Source organism: Kitasatospora sp. NPDC058048, assembly GCF_042885555.1.
Lineage (GTDB): Bacteria > Actinomycetota > Actinomycetes > Streptomycetales > Streptomycetaceae > Kitasatospora > Kitasatospora lactacystinica.
Window position 1 is genome coordinate 25,461 of sequence record NZ_JBHVRT010000018.1, and the last position, 20,429, is coordinate 45,889.

The following is a 20,429-nucleotide window of genomic DNA, read 5'->3' on the forward strand; positions in this document are numbered from 1 at the left end:
GATTCGGGACGGGTGGCACCCAGCTAATCCCACGGCGGCCGTCCGCTTTCCGGGCGGCGCGCCGCGGGCGGCCGGCTGTCACCCGAAATGCCGACGGGCCCCACCGGCTGCAACAGCCGGTGGGGCCCGTACATTCCGTCCCCGGACGGGAAACTGAGCGTGCGTCAGGATCCGGCCGGAATCAGTCCTCCTCGGCCAGGGTGAGCTCCACCCCGCCGGTGAAGCCGGCCGCCGCGTTGTAGATGAACGCGGAGAGCGTGGACAGGGCGGTCAGCAGGACGACGTCGACCACGGCGATCAGCGTGGTGAAGGTCATCACCTTGCCGAAGCCGACGTAGTCCATCAGGTTGAGGCCGCCGCTGCTGTCCGAGCCGGTGACGTCCTTGAGGGTCTTGGTCAGCGAGTCGAAGACGCCGAGCGAGTCCAGCGTCATCCACAGCACGGCCGCGGCCACGATGATGATGATGCCGACGGCCAGCGACAGCAGGAAGCTGACCTTCATCACGGACCACGGGTCGACCTTGGTCACCCGCAGCCGGGCCTTGCGCGTCCGGCCGAGCGCGGAGCCGCCGGCCGCGGGGGCCGGGGCGGGGGCCGCGCCGGGGCGGCGCGCCGCTCCGCCGGTGGGGGTGCCACCGGGCGGGGTGTGCCCCGGGACCCGGGTGCCCCTGGCCGGGGTCGGCTGCCCCTTGGCGTAGGTGGTCGGCTGCGAGAAGCCGCCCGATCCGGCGGCCTGGCCGCCGCTCGCCGACGCGGCCTGCTGTCCGCCGTAGGTCGCACCGCTCTGGCCCGCTCCACCGGCCGGCGGCATCAGCGAGGTGGACGCGGCCGAGTGCTCGGTCGGCGGCTGCGGAACGCCGTACGAACCCCCGCCCTGCGCGCCCGGACGGCCGCCGGAGGTTCCTCCCGCAGCACCCGTGGCTCCACTCACCTGGTCCTCCCGCACTTCCCACCAGGACGGCGGTGCCGCCCTGCTTCGTCAATCGTCATCCAGCGCCCGGCGGGATTGCCCGGAACTGGTCGGCGGCCGATGCCGCCGCGCCCGTTGATGGGACGCGGCGGCACCGGTCTGCGGTTCGGTTCAGGCCTCGACGTCTCCGTCGACCGCCGTCACCGCGCCCTCGGCCGTCTCGGTGGACTCGGTACCCGCCACCTCGTCCTCCGCCGTCTCCTCGTCCTCGGCCTCCGCGTTGCGGGCCATGCCCACGACCGCGTCGCGCTTTCCGAGGTTGATCAGTTGGACGCCCATGGTGTCACGTCCGGTTTCACGAACCTCGGAAACCCTCGTGCGGATCACCCCACCCGAGAGGGTGATCGCCATGATCTCGTCGGATTCGTCGACCACGAGCGCGCCGACCAGCGAGCCCCGGCCCTCGACGATCTTCGCCGCCTTGGTGCCGTAGCCGCCGCGCCCCTGGACACGGTACTCGTCCACACCGGTCCGCTTGGCGTACCCGCCGTCAGTGGCGGTGAAGACATAGGTACCCGGACGGACGACGTTCATCGACAGCAGTTCGTCGTCCTCCCGGAACGCCATGCCCTTGACGCCGGAGGTGGCGCGGCCGGTGGGGCGCAGGGCGTCGTCGGTCGCGGTGAAGCGGATCGACTGGGCCTTCTTGGAGACCAGCAGCAGGTCGTCCTCGGCGGAGACCAGCTCGGCGCCGATCAGCTCGTCGTCCTGGCCCTCCTCGTCCTGGCGCAGGTTGATCGCGATCAGGCCGCCGGAGCGCGGCGAGTCGTAGTCCTTGAGCGCGGACTTCTTCACCAGGCCGGCCCGGGTGGCGAGGACCAGGTACGGCTTGTCCTCGTAGGTGCGGACGGCCATCACCTGGGCGATGTGCTCGTCCGGCTGGAAGGCCAGCAGGTTGGCCACGTGCTGGCCGCGGGCGTCGCGCCCGGCGTCCGGCAGCTCGTAGCCCTTGGCCCGGTAGACCCGGCCCTTGTTGGTGAAGAACAGGATCCAGTTGTGGGTCGTCGTCACGAAGAAGTGGTCGACGATGTCGTCCTGCTTCAGCTGGGCACCGCGCACGCCCTTGCCGCCGCGCTTCTGCGAGCGGTAGAGGTCGGAGCGGGTCCGCTTGACGTAGCCGCCACGGGTGATGGTGACGACGATGTCCTCCTCGGCGATGAGGTCCTCGATGGAGAGGTCGCCGTCGGAGGGGATGAGGGTGGAGCGCCGCTCGTCGCCGTACTTCTCGACGATCGCGGTGAGCTCCTCGGAGATGATCTCCCGCTGACGGGTCGGCGAGGCCAGGATCGCGTTGTACTCGTCGATCTTGCGCTGGAGCTCGTCGTGCTCGTCCATGATCCGCTGCCGCTCCAGGGCGGCCAGCCGGCGCAGCTGCATCTCCAGGATGGCGTTGGCCTGGAGCTCGTCGATGTCGAGCAGGCCCATCAGGCCGGTGCGGGCGGCGTCGGCGCTGGCCGAGGCCCGGATCAGCGCGATGACCTCGTCGATCAGGTCCAGGGCCTTGAGCAGCGCGCGCAGGATGTGGGCGCGCTCCTCGGCCTTGCGCAGCCGGAAGGTGGTGCGCCGGACGATGACCTCGACCTGGTGGTTGACCCAGTGCCGGATGAAGGCGTCCAGCGACAGGGTGCGCGGCACGCCGTCGACCAGGGCCAGCATGTTGGCGCCGAAGTTGGTCTGCAGCTCGGTGTGCTTGTAGAGGTTGTTCAGCACCACCTTGGCGACGGCGTCGCGCTTGAGCACGACGACCAGGCGCTGGCCGGTGCGCGAGGAGGACTCGTCGCGGACGTCGGCGATGCCGGCGATCTTGCCGTCCTTCACCAGGTCGGCGATCTTCAGCGCGAGGTTGTCCGGGTTGACCTGGTACGGCAGCTCGGTGATCACCAGGCACTGGCGGCCCTGGATCTCCTCGACCTCGACCACGGCGCGCATGGTGACCGAGCCGCGGCCGGTGCGGTAGTAGTCGTCGATGCCGCGGCGGCCGACGATCAGCGCGCCGGTGGGGAAGTCCGGGCCCTTGATCCGCTCGACCAGGGCGTCCAGCAGCTCCTCGGCGGAGGCCTCCGGGTTCTCCAGGTACCAGAGCGCGCCGGAGGCGACCTCGCGGAGGTTGTGCGGCGGGATGTTGGTGGCCATGCCGACCGCGATGCCGGTGGCACCGTTGACCAGCAGGTTGGGGATGCGCGCGGGCAGGACGGTGGGCTCCTGCGAGCGGCCGTCGTAGTTGGCCGCGAAGTCGACGGTCTCCTCGTCGATGTCGCGCATCATCTCCATGGCGAGCGGCATCATCTTGCACTCGGTGTAGCGCATGGCCGCCGCCGGGTCGTTGCCCGGGGAGCCGAAGTTGCCGTTGCCGTCCACCAGCGGCATCCGCATCGACCACGGCTGGGCCAGGCGGACCACGGTGTCGTAGATCGAGGTGTCACCGTGCGGGTGGTAGTTGCCCATGACGTCGCCGACGACGCGGGCGCACTTGTAGTAGCCCTTCTCGGGGCGGTACCCGCCGTCGTACATCGCGTAGAGCACGCGGCGGTGCACCGGCTTGAGGCCGTCGCGGACCTCGGGCAGCGCACGGCTGACGATCACGCTCATCGCGTAGTCGAGGTACGAGCGCTGCATCTCGGTCTCGAGCTCGACCGGCTCGATCCGCATCGTCACCTGGGCGGTGGCCTCGGCGGCTTCGGGAGTCTCGGGCTGTTCGCCTTCGGGACGGTTGTCGTCGACCACTGGTGGTCAGTTTCCTTTCACGCGGACTGGAACGTGCGGGGCCTGGGGTGCAGGCGTCACACGTCCAGGAAGCGGACGTCCTTGGCGTTGCGCTGGATGAAGGAGCGGCGGGCCTCGACGTCCTCGCCCATCAGCACGGAGAACAGCTCGTCGGCACGGGCGGCGTCCTCCAGGGTGACCTGGAGCAGCAGCCGGTGCTCGACGTCCATGGTGGTGACCCGGAGCTCCTCGGCGTTCATCTCGCCGAGACCCTTGAAGCGCTGGATCGCGTCGTCCTTGGGCAGCCGGCGCCCGGCCGCCACCCCGGAGGCGATCACGGCGTCGCGCTCGCGGTCGGAGTAGGCGTACTCGAAGTCGTCCTTGCCCCACTTGATCTTGTACAGCGGGGGCATCGCGAGGTAGACGTACCCGGACTCGACCAGCGGCCGCATGAAGCGGAACAGCAGGGTCAGCAGCAGGGTGCGGATGTGCTGTCCGTCGACGTCGGCGTCGGCCATCAGCACGATCTTGTGGTACCGCAGCTTGGACTCGTCGTAGTCCTCCTGGATGCCGCAGCCGAACGCCGAGATCAGCGCCTGGACCTCGGTGTTCTGGAGGACCTTGTCGATCCGGGCCTTCTCGACGTTCAGGATCTTGCCGCGGATCGGCAGGATGGCCTGGGTGCGCGGGTCGCGGCCCTGCTTGGCCGAGCCGCCGGCGGAGTCACCCTCGACGATGAAGATCTCGCACTCGGACGGGTCCTTCGACTGGCAGTCGGAGAGCTTGCCCGGCAGCGAGGCGGACTCCAGCAGGCCCTTGCGGCGCGTCAGGTCGCGGGCCTTGCGGGCGGCGACGCGCGCGGTGGCGGCCTGGATGGACTTGCGGATGATGTCCGCGGCCTCGTTGGGGTTGCGGTCCAGCCAGTCGTTGAGGTGCTCGTGGACGACCTTCTGGACGAAGGTCTTGGCCTCGGTGTTGCCGAGCTTGTCCTTGGTCTGGCCCTCGAACTGCGGCTCGCCGAGCTTGACCGAGATGATCGCGGTCAGGCCCTCGCGGATGTCCTCGCCGGAGAGGTTGTCGTCCTTCTCCCGGAGCAGCTTCTTGTCCCGCGCGTAGCGGTTGACCAGGCCGGTCAGCGCCGCGCGGAAACCCTCCTCGTGGGTGCCGCCGCCGTGGGTGTGGATGGTGTTGGCGAAGCTGTAGACCCCCTCGGTGTAGGAGGAGTTCCACTGCATCGCGATCTCCACCGAGATCGCCTTGTCCTTGTCCTCCGCCTCGAAGTCGATCACCGAGGGGTGGACGACCTCGCCCTTGCGGGAGTTGAGGTGGGCGACGAAGTCGGCGATGCCGCCGTCGTACTTGTACGTGACGGTGAGCGGCTTGCCGTTCTCGTCCGCGTGCTCGGGGCGCTCGTCGGTCAGCGAGATCGACAGGCCCTTGTTGAGGAAGGCCATCTCCTGGAAGCGCCGGGAGAGCGTCTCGAAGGAGTAGACGGTGGTCTCGAAGATGTCGGCGTCGGCCCAGAAGGTCACCGTGGTGCCGGTGCGGTCGGTCTCCGCGCCCTTGACGAGGGGGACGGCCGGGGCACCCATCTTGTAGTCCTGGGTCCAGATGTGGCCGTCCTTGTGGATCTCCACCGAGAGCCGGGTGGACAGCGCGTTCACCACGGACACGCCGACGCCGTGCAGACCGCCGGAGACGGCGTACCCGCCGCCGCCGAACTTGCCGCCCGCGTGCAGGACGGTGAGCACGACCTCGACGGCGGGCTTGTCCTGGCCGGGGACGATGTCCACCGGGATGCCACGGCCGTTGTCGACGCAGCGGATGGCGCCGTCGGCCATGATCGTGACGTCGATGGTGTCGGCGTACCCGGCCATCGCCTCGTCGACGGAGTTGTCCACGACCTCCTGCACCAGGTGGTGCAGGCCGCGCTCGCCCGTCGAACCGATGTACATGCCGGGGCGCTTGCGGACGGCGTCGAGGCCTTCCAGCACCTGGATGTTGCTACCGGTGTAGGAAGCCTGCTCGGACTGGTCTGGGGTCTGGCTGGGGTTGCCGGAATCGGCCACGAAGCGCCCTCTCTGGCACAGCACGGGCCGCACGCCCACCCCGTGCGGGCGGGCGTGCGACCACAGCGTTTCGACTCGGTTGCCACTAGCAACAGTGTTTGGCTCTCAGTCTACCGGTACGACTGACATAGATGGGCGTTTGGCAGCCCTTGAGGGCAGATATGCCGCCCTGAATCCCCTCTGCACATGTCCCGATACTCGACCGGGGGGCCCAGGGCGCCTGGAAGGGCTGTCAGGGATTCCGGAAGATCGTCGTCCGATCCATCCCCCCGGCGGCCGCCCGGTCCCCCGGTCAGCCCCAGGTGTCGCCCGGCCCCTTGCTCCCCGGCGCACGCAGCCGGCCGTAGCCGCGGGCGGGCGCCGCCGGGCCGAGCACCTTGATGGTCCGGACCGTCCCGTGCCCCAGCTCGTGGTTCAGACGGGCCACCAACTGCCGTGCCAGCCACCGAAGTTGGGTGGCCCAGGCGGTGGAGTCGCACTGCACGGTGAGCACCGCGGCGGCCTCGTCGTAGGAGGAGGGATGGCAGTGCGCGGCGATGTCCGGGCCGACGATCTGCGGCCAGCGGCCCATCACCCCGCCGACGGCGGCCGAGGACTCCCAGCCGCGCTCGGTCAGCAGCCGGTTGAGCGCCGCGCCCAGCGGGACCGGGTCGCGGCCGTCCGAGCGGGCACCGCTGCGCAGGCCGTGCCGCTTCGCCTCGCGCTTCTCGCGGACCTGCTCACCGCGCTGGCGGGCCTGGGCACGGGCCGCCCGCAGCGCGGAGCGGGCGAGGTCGGCACCGGTCGGCGCGGGAGCGCCGGGCTCGGCGGCGTCGGACCGGGGTGCTCCGGGCTTGGGAGCTCCGGACCTGGGGGAGTGCTCCGCCGGCTCGCTCACGGCGATCTCCTTTCCCCAGCCTGTGGACAACGGTCGCGGTCGCGCGCCCGCCGAGCCGTCCAGCCTACGGGAGCGGCCGGACCCCTCGGACCGGAGCGGGGGTGGGCGGTGCACGGAAGTGGTCGCGGTGCGGTGACGGCGGTGTGGTGGTCCGGGTGCGGCGGCACCGGTGAAAGGGGACACCGACGAGCGGGGGCACCGCCGGCTCCGGTGAAGGGGGTACCCGGGCGGAAGCCGCCGGTGGAAGAGCGCCCGGTCAGGCGTCGATCCGGCGCACCGCGCCGTCGGAGACCGCGAACCGGGCGCCGGCCAGCGCCTTCGGCACGTCCTCGGCGACCGCCGCGGTCACCAGCACCTGCTCCCCGTCGGCCACCAGCTCGGCCAGCCGGTCCCGGCGGGCGGCGTCCAGCTCGGCGAACACGTCGTCCAGGATCAGCACCGGCTCGCCGCCGTCGGCGCGCAGCAGCTCGTACGAGGCCAGCCGCAGCGCCAGCGCGAACGACCAGGACTCGCCATGGCTGGCGTAGCCCTTGGCGGGCAGCGGGCCGAGCCTGAGCAGCAGCTCGTCGCGGTGCGGGCCGACCAGGGTGACGCCGCGATCGACCTCCTGCTTGCGGGCCGCCTGCAGCGCATTCAGCAGCTGCTCCTCGGCCTGCTCGCGACTGGTCGGCAGTTCGCCCTCGAAGGAGCTGCGGTACTCCAGGGCGGTGTCGCCGCCGCCCGGGGCGAGCTGCCCGTACGCGGCCGCCACCAGCGGCTGCAGGGCGGCCACCAGCTGGATCCGGAAGGCCGTCAACTCGGCTCCGGCGCGGGCGAGATGGCCGTCCCAGACCTCCAGGGTGGACAGGTCGGCGCCCTTGCCGCCGCCGGCCCGGCGGGCCATCGCGGCGGTCTTCAGCAGGGCGTTGCGCTGCTTGAGCACCCGCTCGTAGTCCTGCCGCACCCCGGCCAGCCGGGGTGCCCGGGCGGTCAGCAGCTCGTCCAGGAAGCGCCGCCGCTCACCCGGATCCCCCTTGACCAGGCTGAGGTCCTCGGGGGCGAACAGCACGGTGCGCAGCAGGCCCAGCACGTCGCGCGGGCGGACGTTGTCGGAGCGGTTGATCCGGGCCCGGTTGGCCTTGCCCGGGGTGAGCTCCAGCTCGATCAGGGTGGAGCGGCCGCGGTCCACCACCGAGGTGCGGACCACCGCCCGCTCGGCGCCCAGCCGGATCAGCGGGGCGTCGGTGGCGACCCGGTGGCTGCCCAGGGTGGCGACGTAGCCGATCGCCTCGACCAGGTTGGTCTTGCCCTGGCCGTTCGGTCCGACGAAGGCGGTCACGCCCGGGTCGAGGGGAACCTCGGCCCGGGCGTACGACCGGAAGTCGGCGAGCGACAGATGCGCGACGTGCATGGCTGTGGACTGCGCCCGCCTTCTTGTGGAGGACCTGCTGGTTACTTGGACTCGACCGCGTGGCCGCCGAACTGGTTGCGCAGCGCGGCGATCATCTTCATCTGCGGCGAGTCCTCCTGACGGGAGGCGAAGCGGGCGAACAGCGAGGCGGTGATGGCCGGCAGCGGCACGGCGTGGTCGATCGCGGCCTCGACGGTCCAGCGGCCCTCGCCGGAGTCGGCGGCCCAGCCGCGCAGCTTGTCCAGGTGCTCGTCCTCGTCCAGGGCGCGGACGGACAGGTCCAGCAGCCAGGAGCGGATGACGGTGCCCTCCTGCCAGCTGCGGAAGACCTCGCGCACGTCGGTGACCTCGGGGGCGGCCTCCAGCAGCTCCCAGCCCTCGGCGAAGGCCTGCATCATCGCGTACTCGATGCCGTTGTGGACCATCTTGGCGAAGTGGCCGGCGCCCACGGCACCCGCGTGCACCGAGCCGAACTCGCCCTCGGGCTTGAGGGCGTCGAAGACCGGCTGGGCCTTGGCGACGTGCTCGGCGTCGCCGCCGTACATCAGCGCGTAGCCGTTCTCCAGGCCCCAGACGCCGCCGGAGACACCGCAGTCCACGAAGCCGATGCCCTTGGCGGCCAGCGCCTCGGCGTGCTTGATGTCGTCGGTCCAACGGGAGTTGCCGCCGTCGACCACCACGTCGCCGGGGGAGAGCAGCTCGGCGAGCTCGTCGACGGTGGCCTGGGTGGCGGCGCCGGCCGGGACCATGACCCAGACCACGCGCGGGCCCTGGAGCTTGGTGACGAGCTCCTGGAGGCTGTCGACGTCGGAGATGTCCGGGTTGCGGTCGTACCCGATGACGGTGTGGCCGGCGCGGCGGATCCGCTCGCGCATGTTGCCGCCCATCTTGCCGAGACCGATGAGGCCGAGCTCCATGACCAAGTCCTTACCTGTGGTGACGTGCCTGCCGGCGGCGCCGTTGCCGCACTCCTTGAGCCTACGCGCTGGAGCGGACCCGGCCGTCTGCGGTCGGGCCGGGCGGGGGAGACGTCCACAGGCTGTGCACAGCGGGTGTGCACAGCCTGTGGACGGTAGGACGCGGCGGGATCAGCCGGAGAGGCGGACCGGCATGATCAGGTACTGGTAGGCCTTGTCCTCCTCGGCGTCCACCGAGACCTTGCCGCTGAGCAGCGCGGGCTTGGTCGGGGTGGTGAAGCTGAGCTGGGCGAAGGGGGAGTCGATGGCCTTGAGGCCCTCCTCCAGGTAGCCCGGGTTGAAGGCGATCGAGATGGCGTCGCCCTCCAGGGAGGCCTCGATCCGCTCGGTGGCCTGGGCGTCGTCGCCCGAACCGGCCTCCAGGGTCAGCACGCCCTCCTCGAAGTTGAGGCGGACCGGGGTGTTGCGCTCGGCGACCAGCGAGACGCGCTTGAGCGCCTCCAGGAAGGGCTGGGTCTGGATCGCGGCGATCGCGTTGAACTCGGTCGGGAACAGGCTGCGGAACTTGGGGAACTCGCCCTCCAGCAGCCGGGTGGTGGTCCGGCGGCCGGCGCCCTCGAAACCGATCAGGCCCTCGCCCGCGCCGCCCGAGGAGAGCGCGATGGAGACGTTGTCGCCGCTGCCCAGGGACTTGGCGATGTCCTGGAGGGTCTTGGCGGGGACCAGCGCGACGGCGGAGATGTCCGACTGCTCGGGCTTCCACAGCAGCTCGCGGACGGCGAAGCGGTAGCGGTCGGTGGCGGCCAGGGTGATCCGGTCGCCCTCGATCTCGACCCGGACACCGGTGAGCACCGGGAGGGTGTCGTCCCGGCCGGCGGCGACCGCGGCCTGGCTGACCGCCGAGGCGAAGACGTCGCCGGAGACGGTGCCGGTGGCGGTCGGCATCTGGGGGAGCGCGGGGTACTCGTCCACCGGGAGGGTGGGGAGGGTGAAGCGGGAGCTGCCGCAGACCACGCTGACGCGCTGGCCGTCGGTGGAGATCTCCACCGGCCGGTTGGGGAGGTTGCGGGAGATGTCGTTCAGCAGCCGGCCGGAGACCAGGACGGTGCCGGCCTCCTCGACGTCCGCCTCCAGCTCGACCCGGGCCGAGACCTCGTAGTCGAAGCCGGACAGCGCCAGACTGCCCTCCTGCGCGGTCAGCAGCAGGCCGGCCAGCACCGGCACCGGCGGCCGTGCCGGGAGGCTGCGGGCAGCCCAGGCCACCGCCTCCGCGAGGACGTCACGCTCCACCCGGAACTTCACCGGTAACCGCCTCCTGGATCGAGCGCTCCCGCTCGCACTCTGGTTCGTCTGATCTTGATCGTCGGTTCGGCTGTCCGCCGAGCTCGGTCACTCCGCTTCCAGTCGCAAGGACAGTCTGACGTACTCCGCCGACAGACGGGGCAGACGGGCGCAAGCAACCCGAACGGTTGTCGGAGACCGGTTGTCCACAGATTCGGGGCCCACCCACTTTGAAAGCAAGTCCGGGGTCTAAATGTGTAGTGGTAGTAGTAGGGCCTGTGGAAACCGTGGATAACCCCGTTTCCCCAGGTCAGAGCCCGAATTTTGTCCACAGCGGCTGTGGACGGCGGCTGTGGACGGGCAGGCCTCGCTGTGGACAGCCGAGCGTTACCCACAGGCCACGCTGGGTATCCACAGGTTATCCCCAGGGCTGTCCCCAGATCCGGGCCCGGTTATCCACGGGCGCCGGTCAACTTTTCGTGACGCCTTTCACACCAGGGTATGAACGGTAGCCCACGGTTGTCGAACTGTGGACGCCGCTGTGGACAACCTGGGGATAACCGCCCTTCCCCTGGGGACAACCGGTGGATAACCCGGACGGCCCAGTGGCGGCCCGTCAACTGTCCACAGCCTGTGGATAACCGTTGTGCACAAGTCCACAGGCACTTGACCTGCGCGGAAGAGCGTAGCGGTGACGGGCCTGTGGACGAATTCTGGATAACTCCGCACTCCCCACCCTGTGGACGGTGGAGAAGGGGCCGGTCCTGTGGACAACGGCCTTGCGCGCCCTCGGTTTTCGAATCACCGGTCAGTTGTTCGGCGCGGGCTGTGGACTGGCGGAACGTCCGTCGACGGCATCCCTGCCCAGCCGGCGCGCGCCGCACACCTGTGGACGTGCGAAAGGGCGTCAGGATTCGCTCCTGACGCCCTGGGGCCGTGCCTCGTCGTGCGGTACCGGGTGTCGTGCAGTGCCTCGCCGCGTGCTGTGCGGCGCCGCGTGGCACCCGGCACGACCCGGCACGGTACGACCCGGCGTCGGCTAGCTCTTGATGCGGTTGGTGAGTTCGGTGACCTGGTTGTAGATCGAGCGGCGCTCGGCCATCAGCGAGCGGATCTTGCGGTCCGCGTGCATCACCGTGGTGTGGTCGCGGCCGCCGAACTGCGCACCGATCTTCGGCAGTGAGAGGTCGGTGAGCTCACGGCAGAGGTACATCGCGATCTGCCGGGCCGTCACCAGCACGCGGCTGCGCGAGGATCCGCAGAGGTCGTCCACCCCCAGGCCGAAGTACGCGGCGGTCTGCTGCATGATGACCTGCGCGGTGATCTCCGGGCCGGCGTCCTCGTCCCCACCGGGGATCAGGTCCTTGAGGACGATCCCGGCCAACTCCAGGTCCACCGGGGCCCGGTTGAGGTTGGCGAAGGCGGTGACCCGGATCAGGGCGCCCTCCAACTCCCGGATGTTGCGGGTGATCCGGGAGGCGATGAACTCCAACACGTCGGCGGGAGCGTTGAGTTGTTCCTGGATCGCCTTCTTGCGCAGGATCGCGATCCGGGTCTCCAGCTCCGGCGGGGTGACGTCGGTGATCAGACCCCACTCGAAGCGGTTGCGCAGCCGGTCCTCCAGCGTGGTCAGCAGCTTGGGCGGCCGGTCCGAGGAGAGGACGATCTGCTTGTTCGCGTTGTGCAGGGTGTTGAAGGTGTGGAAGAACTCCTCCTGCGTGGACTCCTTGCTCGCGAGGAACTGGATGTCGTCCACGAGCAGGATGTCCATGTCCCGGTAGCGGCGGCGGAAGGTGTCCGCCTTGCCGTCCCGGATCGAGTTGATGAACTCGTTGGTGAACTCCTCCGAGGACACGTAGCGCACCCGGGTGCCCGGGAAGAGGCTGCGCGAGTAGTGCCCGATGGCGTGCAGCAGGTGGGTCTTGCCCAGCCCGGACTCGCCGTAGATGAAGAGCGGGTTGTACGCCTTGGCCGGGGCCTCGGCGACCGCCACCGCCGCCGCGTGCGCGAAGCGGTTGCTGGCGCCGATCACGAAGGTGTCGAACAGGTACTTGGGGTTCAGCCGGGCGGCCGGCTCGTCCTTGCGGGAGCCGCCGGCCGGGGGAGCGCCGGGCGGGGCGGGCACCCCGGGGACGCCGGGACGCTCGGCGGAGCGCTCCGGGGAGGCCTTCTCCGCGGGACGGCCGCCGGTGGGGCGGGAACCGCCGGCCCGGCGGCCGGCGCCGGCCCGCGGCTGCTCGTTCGGGCCGGGACCGTAGGCGCCGCCGAAGAGGTCGCCCTGGGTGGTCGCGGGCGGGCCGGGGACGGGCCGCGGCGCCTGGCGGGGCGCGGGCTCCTCCGGGTCGCGGTAGGCGGGCGGCTGCTCCTGGTAGCCCTGCCAGCCCTGGCCGCCGCCGGGGCCGCCGTACGGGGCCTGGCGCGGGTCGTAGCCGCCGGTGTCGTAGCGGGGCCGCTCGTAGTCCTGCTCGTACGGCTGCCCCTGCCCCTGCTCGTAGGGGTGGCCCTGCTCGTACGGCTGGCCGTGTTCGTACGACTGCGGGTAGTCCTGGCCGCCGTAGTCGGGGGCGTCCTCCTCGGCCGGGCCGGGGTAGGGCTCGGCGGGGGACTGGGGGGCGGGTGCGGGCGTGGTCGGCACCGCGTTGGCGTCGACCATCACGGCGATCCGGACCGGGCGGCTGAGCTCACGGCTGAGGGCCTCGGTCAGCTGCGGCAGCAGCCGGCCCTCCAGCACCTGCTTGGCCCGCTCGTTCGGGGTCGCCAGCAGGGCGGTGTCGTGCATCATCCACATCGGCTGGGTGCGCTGCACCCACTGTTTGTCCATCTCCCCGACATCGGGGTCGTTGACCAGCCGCTCGACGACCCTGGCCCAGACCGGGACGAGGTCGCTGTTGACATCAGCCACTGGTGCACGCTTTCCAAGAACAAACCAGACAAGTTCTGCAACGGTAGTCAGCGAACAGGGCGGGATCAAGTCGTTGTCCACAGGCTGTGGGTAAGACGGGCGATCGCGGGCTGGTTTGACCCCCGTGCCCCGTCCCGCGTACCGTAACCAGGTCGAGTTGTCGATGGCCGCTGCCGCATGTCCGCGGGTCCACCCGCTCCATAAGGCGCGCAGCACGGGCGCCGTGGATTGCCTCAGACCCCAGCCGAACTGGGGCGATGGGCCGGATTTCCGAATCAGGGGAGATCACGCGGACGCACGGTGACGGCCAAGCGATTCCCCGTCATCCTACGATTCACCTCAGGAGCCCCCGAGTGAGCAAGCGCACCTTCCAGCCGAACAACCGTCGTCGCGCGAAGACCCACGGCTTCCGGCTGCGTATGCGTACCCGCGCCGGCCGTGCCATCCTGGCCGCCCGCCGTGGCAAGGGCCGCACCAGCCTGTCCGCCTGATCCGCGCCAGAGTCTGTTGTGCTGCCCTCCGAGAATCGGCTGCGGCGGCGCCAGGACTTCGCGACCGCGGTGAAACGCGGTCGTCGGGCCGGCCGGCCCCTTCTGGTCGTCCATCTCAGCAGAGACGGTGACCCGCAGGGGCAGACCGACCGGACCAGCGACTCCCGCCCGCACGTCGCCGAGGGGACTCCTTCGGCGCGTGCGGGTTTCGTCGTGAGCAAGGCCGTTGGCCCGGCGGTCGTCCGCAATCTGGTCAAGCGCCGGTTGCGTCACCTCGTTCGTGATCGTCTGTCCAGGCTGCCCGCCGGTAGCCTGATAGTGGTGCGTGCGCTGCCCCAGGCCGCGACCGCCTCGTACCAGGACCTCGAACGTGACCTGGACGCGGCACTCAAGCGGTTGCTGAGGACGGAGCCCGCCGCCACGGCGCCGACGGGAGCAGGTCGATGAAGTACCTGCTGATGGGTCTGATCAGGGTCTACCAGTGGACCATCAGCCCACTGCTCGGTCCGGTCTGCCGTTATTACCCCTCCTGCTCGCACTACGGCTACGAGGCCGTGAAGGTGCACGGGGCGGTGAAAGGCGGCGGGCTGACCGCGTGGCGCATCCTGCGCTGCAATCCGTGGACGCCCGGCGGGGTCGATCATGTCCCGCCGCGCAAGCATCCGGTGTGGCACCGGCGGTTGCGGGACTGGCTGAAGAGCCGGTCCGCCACCGGAGACCCGGTGACCGCCACCCCCGCCGGTCCGGACCCCGAGGGCCCGGCGACCATTGGTCCCGTGCGGCCAATCCACCTGTCCAAGGAGCCTGACCGGTGACCTTCTCCTTCCTGAATCCCCTGTACACAGCGGTGTCCTGGATCATCGTCCAGTTCCACTCGCTGTACAGCCACATCTTCGACCCGGACGGTGGCTGGGCCTGGGGTCTCGCCATCGCCTCGATGGTGGTCGTCATCCGGATCTGCCTGATCCCGCTCTTCGTGAAGCAGATCAAGGCGACCCGGGCCATGCAGGCGATCCAGCCGAAGATGAAGGCCATCCAGGAGCGCTACAAGAACGACCGGCAGCGCCAGTCCGAAGAGATGATGAAGCTGTACAAGGAGGCGGGTACCAACCCGTTCTCCAGCTGCCTTCCCATCATCGTGCAGGCGCCGTTCTTCACCGCCCTCTACGGCGTGCTCGCCAAGGTCGCCAAGGGCCAGGACATCGGTGTCATCCACGGTGACCTGCTGGTGAGCGCCGGCAAGGCGCACATCTTCGGCGCTCCGCTCTCCGCGACCTTCGTCGGCAGCCCCGAGACCAGCGTCAAGATCGTCACCGCGGTGATGATCATCCTGATGTCGCTGTCGCAGTTCGTCACCCAGCGCCAGCTGATGACCAAGAACGTCGACCTCACGGTGAAGACGCCGTTCATGCAGCAGCAGAAGATGCTGATGTACGTCTTCCCGATCATGTTCGCCGTGATGGGCATCAACTTCCCGGTCGGTGTCCTGGTCTACTGGCTGACCACCAACGTCTGGTCGATGGGTCAGCAGCTGATCGTCATCCACAACAACCCGACCCCGGGCAGCATGGCCTTCCAGGAGCGCCAGGAGCGTCTGAAGAAGGCCGGCCGACTGCGTCCGGACGGTACGGAGATCAAGGGCGCGCTCTGGGGCATGCTGCCCCCGTCCAAGGCGGCCGTGAGCGAGGCGGCCAGCGCCGCCGCGGTGGTCGAGGAGTCGGTGCAGGCGCGCCGCCAGCAGCCCCGTCGGCAGAGCAAGGCCCAGCGCCAGCAGGGCGGCGTCGGACAGCCGACCGTGGAGCCGGGCAAGGACGCCGCGGCCGAGGAGCCCACCGACGCAGCCCCGGCCGACACCGCCCCGGCGGACTCCCCGGCCGATGCCGGCGGCAAGCCGACGGCCGCCAAGCAGAGCACGGCCAAGCCGGCCGGTACCAAGCAGGGCACCCGGCAGCAGCCGAAGCGCGGTGGCGGCCAGCGGCCGAAGAAGAAGTCCTGACCGGCCCCAAGCCTGTTGTGACAGCCGCGAAGAGCTTCGTTCCCGGCCCGGCAGACGGGCCCATCTCCGAAGGAGTCCATCAGTGACGGAAGGCACCACCTCCGCCGTCGAGGCCGAGACCGCCGCCAGTTCCGACGAGAGCCTCATCTCCCGTCTGGAGCAGGAGGGCGACATCGCGGCGGACTACCTGGAGGGTCTGCTCGACATCGCCGACCTCGACGGTGACATCGACATGGACGTCGAGGGCGACCGCGCCCTGGTCTCCATCGTCAGTGACGGCAACGACCGCGCGCTGCAGCGCCTGGTCGGCCAGGACGGCGAGGTGCTGGAGGCCCTCCAGGAGCTGACCCGGTTGGCTGTCCACCGGGAGACCGGCGAGCGCAGCCGCCTCATGCTGGACATTGCCGGCTTCCGGGCCCGCAAGCGCGAGGAGCTGGCGGTGCTCGGGGCCGAGGCCGCGGAGCAGGCCAAGAGCAGTGGCGAGCAGGTCAAGCTGCGGCCGATGACTCCCTTCGAGCGCAAGGTCGTCCACGACGCGGTCGCCGCGGCCGGCCTGCGCAGCGAGTCCGAGGGCGAAGAGCCCCAGCGGTTCGTGGTCGTGCTGCCGGTCTGAGGCCGTCAGGTCGACGACCGGCCGCCGTGGCGGCCGGAGAGCTTCACCGGACGTGACCCCGTCCGCCTCGTGCGGGCGGGGTCGTCGTCCCTTCTGGGATGTTTCACGTGAAACAGTGCGTTGAGCGGGTCGGTGGATCCGGGGATCGGAGAGGTCGAGATGGACACGGAGAACGCGGCTGCCGGCCGGCCGGGGGCGGACGTGGACCCGGCCGCTGAGGGGCGGGCCACCGAGCTGGACCAGCTGTCCGAGGCGCCGGCCGTCGCCCGGGAGGTTTTCGGGGAACGCTACGACGCCGCGGTCCGCTACACGGAGCTGCTGGCCACCGCGGGCGTGCAGCGCGGACTGATCGGGCCCCGCGAGGTGCCCCGGCTCTGGGACCGCCACGTGCTGAACTGCGCGGTGCTGGCCGAACTGCTGCCCGCCGGCACCACCCTGTGCGACGTCGGCTCCGGGGCCGGTCTGCCGGGCATCCCGGTGGCGCTGGCCCGTCCGGACGTCTCGGTGACGCTGCTGGAGCCGCTGCTGCGCCGGACCACCTTCCTGGAGGAGGTCGTCCGGGAGCTGGGCCTGGACAACGTCACGGTGCTGCGCGGTCGCGCGGAGGAGATGGTCGGCAAGCTCGCGGTGGACGTGGTGACCGCCCGGGCGGTGGCGCCGCTGGACCGGCTGGCCGGCTGGGGCATGCCGCTGCTGCGCCCGCACGGACAGATGCTGGCGCTCAAGGGCGACAGTGCGGAGCAGGAGCTGGCCGAATCGCGGGCCGGTCTGGCCAGGCTGGGTGCGGTCGAGTGGAGCGTCATCGCGGTCGGCGAGGGCACCCTGGAGACCTCGACCCGGGTGATCCAGGTGAAGGCGGGGGAGAGCCCCGGCGGGGTGAAGGCGGCCACCCGGCGGGCCAAGGCGGCCCGGGCGGGTCGCACCGCGAGCGTCCGGAACGGCGAGCGCGGCCGGGGCGGGCGGCGCCGCAGCCGCTGATCCGGCGCGACGCCGAAGACGTACCGAACACGGGCGGACGGGCCTCCTGCGAGGGAGGACCGTCCGCCCGTCGTCGTTCAGGTGGCGGACGGGCCGATGTTCCCCCCGGCGGTCGGCCGGGTGGTGCCCCCGGGACACCGGAGTGTCGCAACGTCAGATTTCCGGCATAGCGGGCATGGTGTTTCACGTGAAACGTCGCTCCTTGCTCTCGGGCATCCTCCGCCGTGACCGGGCGGCGACTGTTGCCGCTCCGGTTTCACGTGAAACACTGACCCCCATGCAGGACTCGGAGACCGTCGACCAGATCGATGACACGCCCATCGCACGGGCTGCCCAGGCTGCGGTTCAGGCGATCGGCCGAGCGGGCGAGGGACTGCCCCGGCCGGCCGCCACCCGGGTGATCGTGGTCGCCAACCAGAAGGGTGGGGTGGGCAAGACCACCACCACCGTGAACATGGCCGCCTCGCTCGCCATGCACGGCCTGCGCGTCCTGGTCGTCGACCTCGACCCGCAGGGCAACGCCTCCACGGCGCTCGGCATCGACCACCACGCCGAGGTGCCGTCCATCTACGACGTCCTGGTGGAGGGCAAGCCGCTGGCCGACGTGGTGCAGCCGGTGCACGACGTCGAGGGGCTGTTCTGCGTCCCCGCCACCATCGACCTGGCCGGCGCAGAGATCGAGCTGGTCTCCCTGGTGGCCCGGGAGAGCCGGCTCCAGCGGGCCATCGCCGCCTACGAGCAGCCGCTCGACTACATCCTGATCGACTGTCCGCCCTCGCTGGGTCTGCTGACGGTCAACGCCCTGGTCGCCGGCCAGGAGGTGATGATCCCGATCCAGTGCGAGTACTACGCCCTGGAGGGCCTCGGCCAGCTGCTGCGCAACGTCGAGCTGGTGCGCGCGCACCTCAATCCCGCACTGCACGTGTCGACCATCCTGCTCACCATGTACGACGCCCGGACCAGGCTGGCCGCCCAGGTCGCCGAAGAGGTCCGGACCCACTTCCACCAAGAGGTGCTGAGCACGGCGATCCCGCGCTCGGTGCGCATCTCGGAGGCGCCCAGTTACGGGCAGACGGTGCTCACCTACGACCCGGGCTCGACCGGGGCGCTCTCCTACCTGGAGGCCGCCCGCGAGCTCGCGCTGCGTGCGGTGGGCCAGGGCGGCTCGCTGGTGGGTCAGCAGCGGGACGGCCAGCAGGGGCACGGCGCCCCGGTGGCACAGCACGGCACGACGGAGGGTCATCAGTGAGTGCTCGCAGGGTTGGTCTGGGACGAGGGCTGGAGGCGTTGATCCGCCCCGCCGCGCCGGTGGACGGCGGGGCGGAGGCGAAGCCCGCGGCAGCCGCGCCCGCACCGGCCTCGGTGACGCCGCTGCCGAGCGGCCGCGGCACGGTGGCGGCCCGGGCGGCCGCGGAGAAGCGGGCCGAGCAGGCGCAGCCGGCCGGTGCGTACTTCGCCGAGCTGCCGCTGGACGCGATCACCCCGAACCCGCGCCAGCCGCGTGAGGTCTTCGACGAGGACAAGCTGGCCGAGCTGGTCACCTCCATCAAGGAGGTCGGGCTGCTCCAGCCGATCGTGGTCCGCCAGGTCGGTGCGGACAGCTTCGAGCTGATCATGGGCGAGCGCCGCTGGCGCGCCTCCCGGGAGGCCGGGCTGGAGCGGATCCCGGCGATCGTCCGGGCCACCGAGGACGACAAGCTGCTGCTGGACGCCCTCCTGGAGAACCTGCACCGCGCCGAGCTGAACCCGGTGGAGGAGGCGGCCGCCTACGACCAGCTGCTGCGGGACTTCGCCTGCACCCACGAGGAGCTGGCCGACCGGATCGGCCGCTCCCGTACGCACGTCTCCAACACCCTGCGGCTGATGAAGCTCCCGCCGTCCGTCCAGACCCGGCTGGTGGCCGGGACGCTGATGGCCGGACACGCCCGGGCGCTGCTCGGCCTGCCGGGGCCCGAGCAGCAGGAGCGGCTGGCCGCGCGGGTCATCGCCGAGGGCCTCACGGTGCGCAACGTCGAGGAGATCGTCGTGCTGATGCGCTCGGAGGAACCGGAGGAGCCCAAGCGCCAGGCGCCGAAGGCGGGCAAGCTGAACTCCCCGGCCTTCAACGACCTGGCGAGCCGGCTGTCCGACCGCTTCGACACCCGGGTCAAGGTCGAGGTGTCGCAGCGCGGCGGGAGGCTGGGCAAGGGCAAGGTGGTGCTGGAGTTCGGCTCGGTGGAGGACCTGAACCGGATCCTGGACAGCATGGCCCCGGGTGAGGACGGTCTGCGGCTGTCGCAGGGCTGAGCCGGACCGGCCGGCCGAGGGCAACGACCCGATGGGTGCGTGTTCCACGTGAGCGCTGTTTCACGTGAAACATGCACCCATCGGCGTTCGTGGGGGAATGCTCGACCGTGAGAGGGAGGAGGTGCGGCCATGGGACGGCGGATCGCTCCGCTGACGCTGGACAACCTCGGGGACCTGCCGAACGGCTGTCGCTCCTGCGTGTTCTGGGAGCTGGACCCGGTCAGCGCGAAGGAGGCGGTGGAGGCGGGCAAGCCGGAGCTGGAGAAGGAGGGGTGGATCTCCACGGTGCTGCTGGAGTGGGGCTCCTGCGGGCGGATCGTCTACGTGGACGACCGGCCCGCCGGGTTCGTGCTCTACGCACCGCCCGCCTACGTCCCCCGCTCGCAGTCCTTCCCGACCAGCCCGGTGTCGGCGGACGCCGTTCAGCTGATGGTCAGCCGGGTGCTGCCGGGCTACCAGCGCCAGGGCCTCGGCCGGGTGCTGGTGCAGACGGTGGCCAAGGACCTGATCGGGCGAGGGGTGCGGGCGATCGAGGCCTTCGGCTCGTCCGGGCGGGTGCCGACCAGCTGCGTGCTGCCGGCCGACCACCTGCTCGCGGTCGGCTTCAAGACCGTCCGCCCGCACCAGCGCTACCCGCGGCTGCGTCTGGAGGCGCGGACGACGCTCTCCTGGCGGGGTGATGTGGAGGGGGCGCTGGAGCGGCTGTTGGGCGGCGGGCGCAAGGAGCCCGCGCTGCGGCCGTTCTAGCGGGCGCCTCGGTAGGGCGCCACCGGAGGGCGTTGCCGCGGGCGTCGCGGCGGGCGTCTCCAGGGGTGCCCGGAGGGCCCGGAAACGACGGCGGCGGGGGGGCCCCCCCGGGGGCCCCCCCCCCCGGCGGGCGGACACCCGGAAACCGAGATTTTAACGGGCACCGCGCGCCGCCACGCGGGCGTGGGGCGGGCACCCGGGGTGGGAGT

The 20,429-nt window shown here is 70.9% G+C and carries 17 protein-coding genes; 9 read left to right on the top strand and 8 right to left on the bottom strand.

Features of this window, described 5'->3' with window-relative positions; all coding sequences use genetic code 11:
• Positions 1-181: 181 nt before the first annotated feature.
• The 8 genes from ACFVVA_RS20185 to dnaA form a co-directional block, all read right to left on the bottom strand.
• Positions 182-931, bottom strand: a complete 750-nt coding sequence (locus tag ACFVVA_RS20185) for a DUF3566 domain-containing protein (protein ID WP_387691279.1) — start codon at positions 929-931, stop codon at positions 182-184.
• Positions 932-1,081: 150 nt separating this feature from the next.
• The gene (gene gyrA, locus ACFVVA_RS20190) at positions 1,082-3,619 is read right to left on the bottom strand and encodes a DNA gyrase subunit A (RefSeq protein ID WP_387691445.1); all 2,538 of its coding nucleotides are present in this window, start codon (positions 3,617-3,619) and stop codon (positions 1,082-1,084) included.
• 131 nt (positions 3,620-3,750) lie between these two features.
• Positions 3,751-5,766 carry a DNA topoisomerase (ATP-hydrolyzing) subunit B gene (gyrB, locus tag ACFVVA_RS20195; RefSeq protein ID WP_387691281.1) on the bottom strand — a complete coding sequence of 672 codons (2,016 nt, stop codon included), beginning with the start codon at positions 5,764-5,766 and terminating at the stop codon, positions 3,751-3,753.
• 268 nt (positions 5,767-6,034) lie between these two features.
• Positions 6,035-6,499: a DciA family protein gene (locus ACFVVA_RS20200; RefSeq protein WP_223244507.1), complete on the bottom strand. Its 465-nt coding sequence runs from the start codon at positions 6,497-6,499 to the stop codon at positions 6,035-6,037.
• Between the two features lie 376 nt (positions 6,500-6,875).
• Positions 6,876-8,009 (bottom strand): DNA replication/repair protein RecF, encoded by a 1,134-nt coding sequence (gene recF, locus ACFVVA_RS20205; protein ID WP_359906992.1) that lies wholly within the window; start codon positions 8,007-8,009, stop codon positions 6,876-6,878.
• 41 nt (positions 8,010-8,050) lie between these two features.
• Positions 8,051-8,926, bottom strand: a complete 876-nt coding sequence (gnd, locus tag ACFVVA_RS20210; protein WP_359906995.1) for a phosphogluconate dehydrogenase (NAD(+)-dependent, decarboxylating) — start codon at positions 8,924-8,926, stop codon at positions 8,051-8,053.
• Between the two features lie 171 nt (positions 8,927-9,097).
• Positions 9,098-10,228, bottom strand: coding sequence for a DNA polymerase III subunit beta (gene dnaN, locus ACFVVA_RS20215; protein ID WP_074001900.1), 1,131 nt, complete (start codon positions 10,226-10,228; stop codon positions 9,098-9,100).
• Between the two features lie 1,018 nt (positions 10,229-11,246).
• Positions 11,247-13,109 (bottom strand): chromosomal replication initiator protein DnaA, encoded by a 1,863-nt coding sequence (gene dnaA, locus ACFVVA_RS20220; protein ID WP_359906998.1) that lies wholly within the window; start codon positions 13,107-13,109, stop codon positions 11,247-11,249.
• Positions 13,110-13,462: 353 nt separating this feature from the next.
• Between dnaA and rpmH the strand changes: the two genes are divergently transcribed.
• The 9 genes from rpmH to ACFVVA_RS20265 all read left to right on the top strand — a co-directional run bounded on the left by rpmH (position 13,463) and on the right by ACFVVA_RS20265 (position 20,220).
• Positions 13,463-13,600: a 50S ribosomal protein L34 gene (rpmH, locus tag ACFVVA_RS20225; protein ID WP_030392420.1), complete on the top strand. Its 138-nt coding sequence runs from the start codon at positions 13,463-13,465 to the stop codon at positions 13,598-13,600.
• Positions 13,601-13,618: 18 nt separating this feature from the next.
• On the top strand, positions 13,619-14,047 hold the full coding sequence (gene rnpA / locus ACFVVA_RS20230; protein WP_049655849.1) for a ribonuclease P protein component: 429 nt from the start codon (positions 13,619-13,621) through the stop codon (positions 14,045-14,047).
• Positions 14,044-14,415, top strand: coding sequence for a membrane protein insertion efficiency factor YidD (yidD, locus tag ACFVVA_RS20235; RefSeq protein ID WP_224284463.1), 372 nt, complete (start codon positions 14,044-14,046; stop codon positions 14,413-14,415). The genes rnpA and yidD overlap by 4 nt, the downstream gene beginning before the upstream one ends.
• Positions 14,412-15,596, top strand: a complete 1,185-nt coding sequence (gene yidC, locus ACFVVA_RS20240) for a membrane protein insertase YidC (RefSeq protein WP_387691285.1) — start codon at positions 14,412-14,414, stop codon at positions 15,594-15,596. The genes yidD and yidC overlap by 4 nt, the downstream gene beginning before the upstream one ends.
• Before the next feature lie 82 nt (positions 15,597-15,678).
• Positions 15,679-16,209, top strand: a complete 531-nt coding sequence (locus tag ACFVVA_RS20245) for a protein jag (RefSeq protein ID WP_387691287.1) — start codon at positions 15,679-15,681, stop codon at positions 16,207-16,209.
• Between the two features lie 159 nt (positions 16,210-16,368).
• The gene (rsmG, locus tag ACFVVA_RS20250) at positions 16,369-17,187 is read left to right on the top strand and encodes a 16S rRNA (guanine(527)-N(7))-methyltransferase RsmG (protein WP_359907009.1); all 819 of its coding nucleotides are present in this window, start codon (positions 16,369-16,371) and stop codon (positions 17,185-17,187) included.
• A gap of 304 nt (positions 17,188-17,491) precedes the next feature.
• The gene (locus ACFVVA_RS20255) at positions 17,492-18,436 is read left to right on the top strand and encodes a ParA family protein (RefSeq protein ID WP_359907026.1); all 945 of its coding nucleotides are present in this window, start codon (positions 17,492-17,494) and stop codon (positions 18,434-18,436) included.
• Complete coding sequence (locus tag ACFVVA_RS20260; protein WP_387691290.1) at positions 18,433-19,473, top strand: ParB/RepB/Spo0J family partition protein; 1,041 nt, start codon at positions 18,433-18,435, stop codon at positions 19,471-19,473. Before ACFVVA_RS20255 ends, ACFVVA_RS20260 begins: the two co-directional genes overlap by 4 nt.
• Before the next feature lie 129 nt (positions 19,474-19,602).
• Positions 19,603-20,220: a GNAT family N-acetyltransferase gene (locus ACFVVA_RS20265; RefSeq protein ID WP_359907015.1), complete on the top strand. Its 618-nt coding sequence runs from the start codon at positions 19,603-19,605 to the stop codon at positions 20,218-20,220.
• Positions 20,221-20,429: the final 209 nt, after the last annotated feature.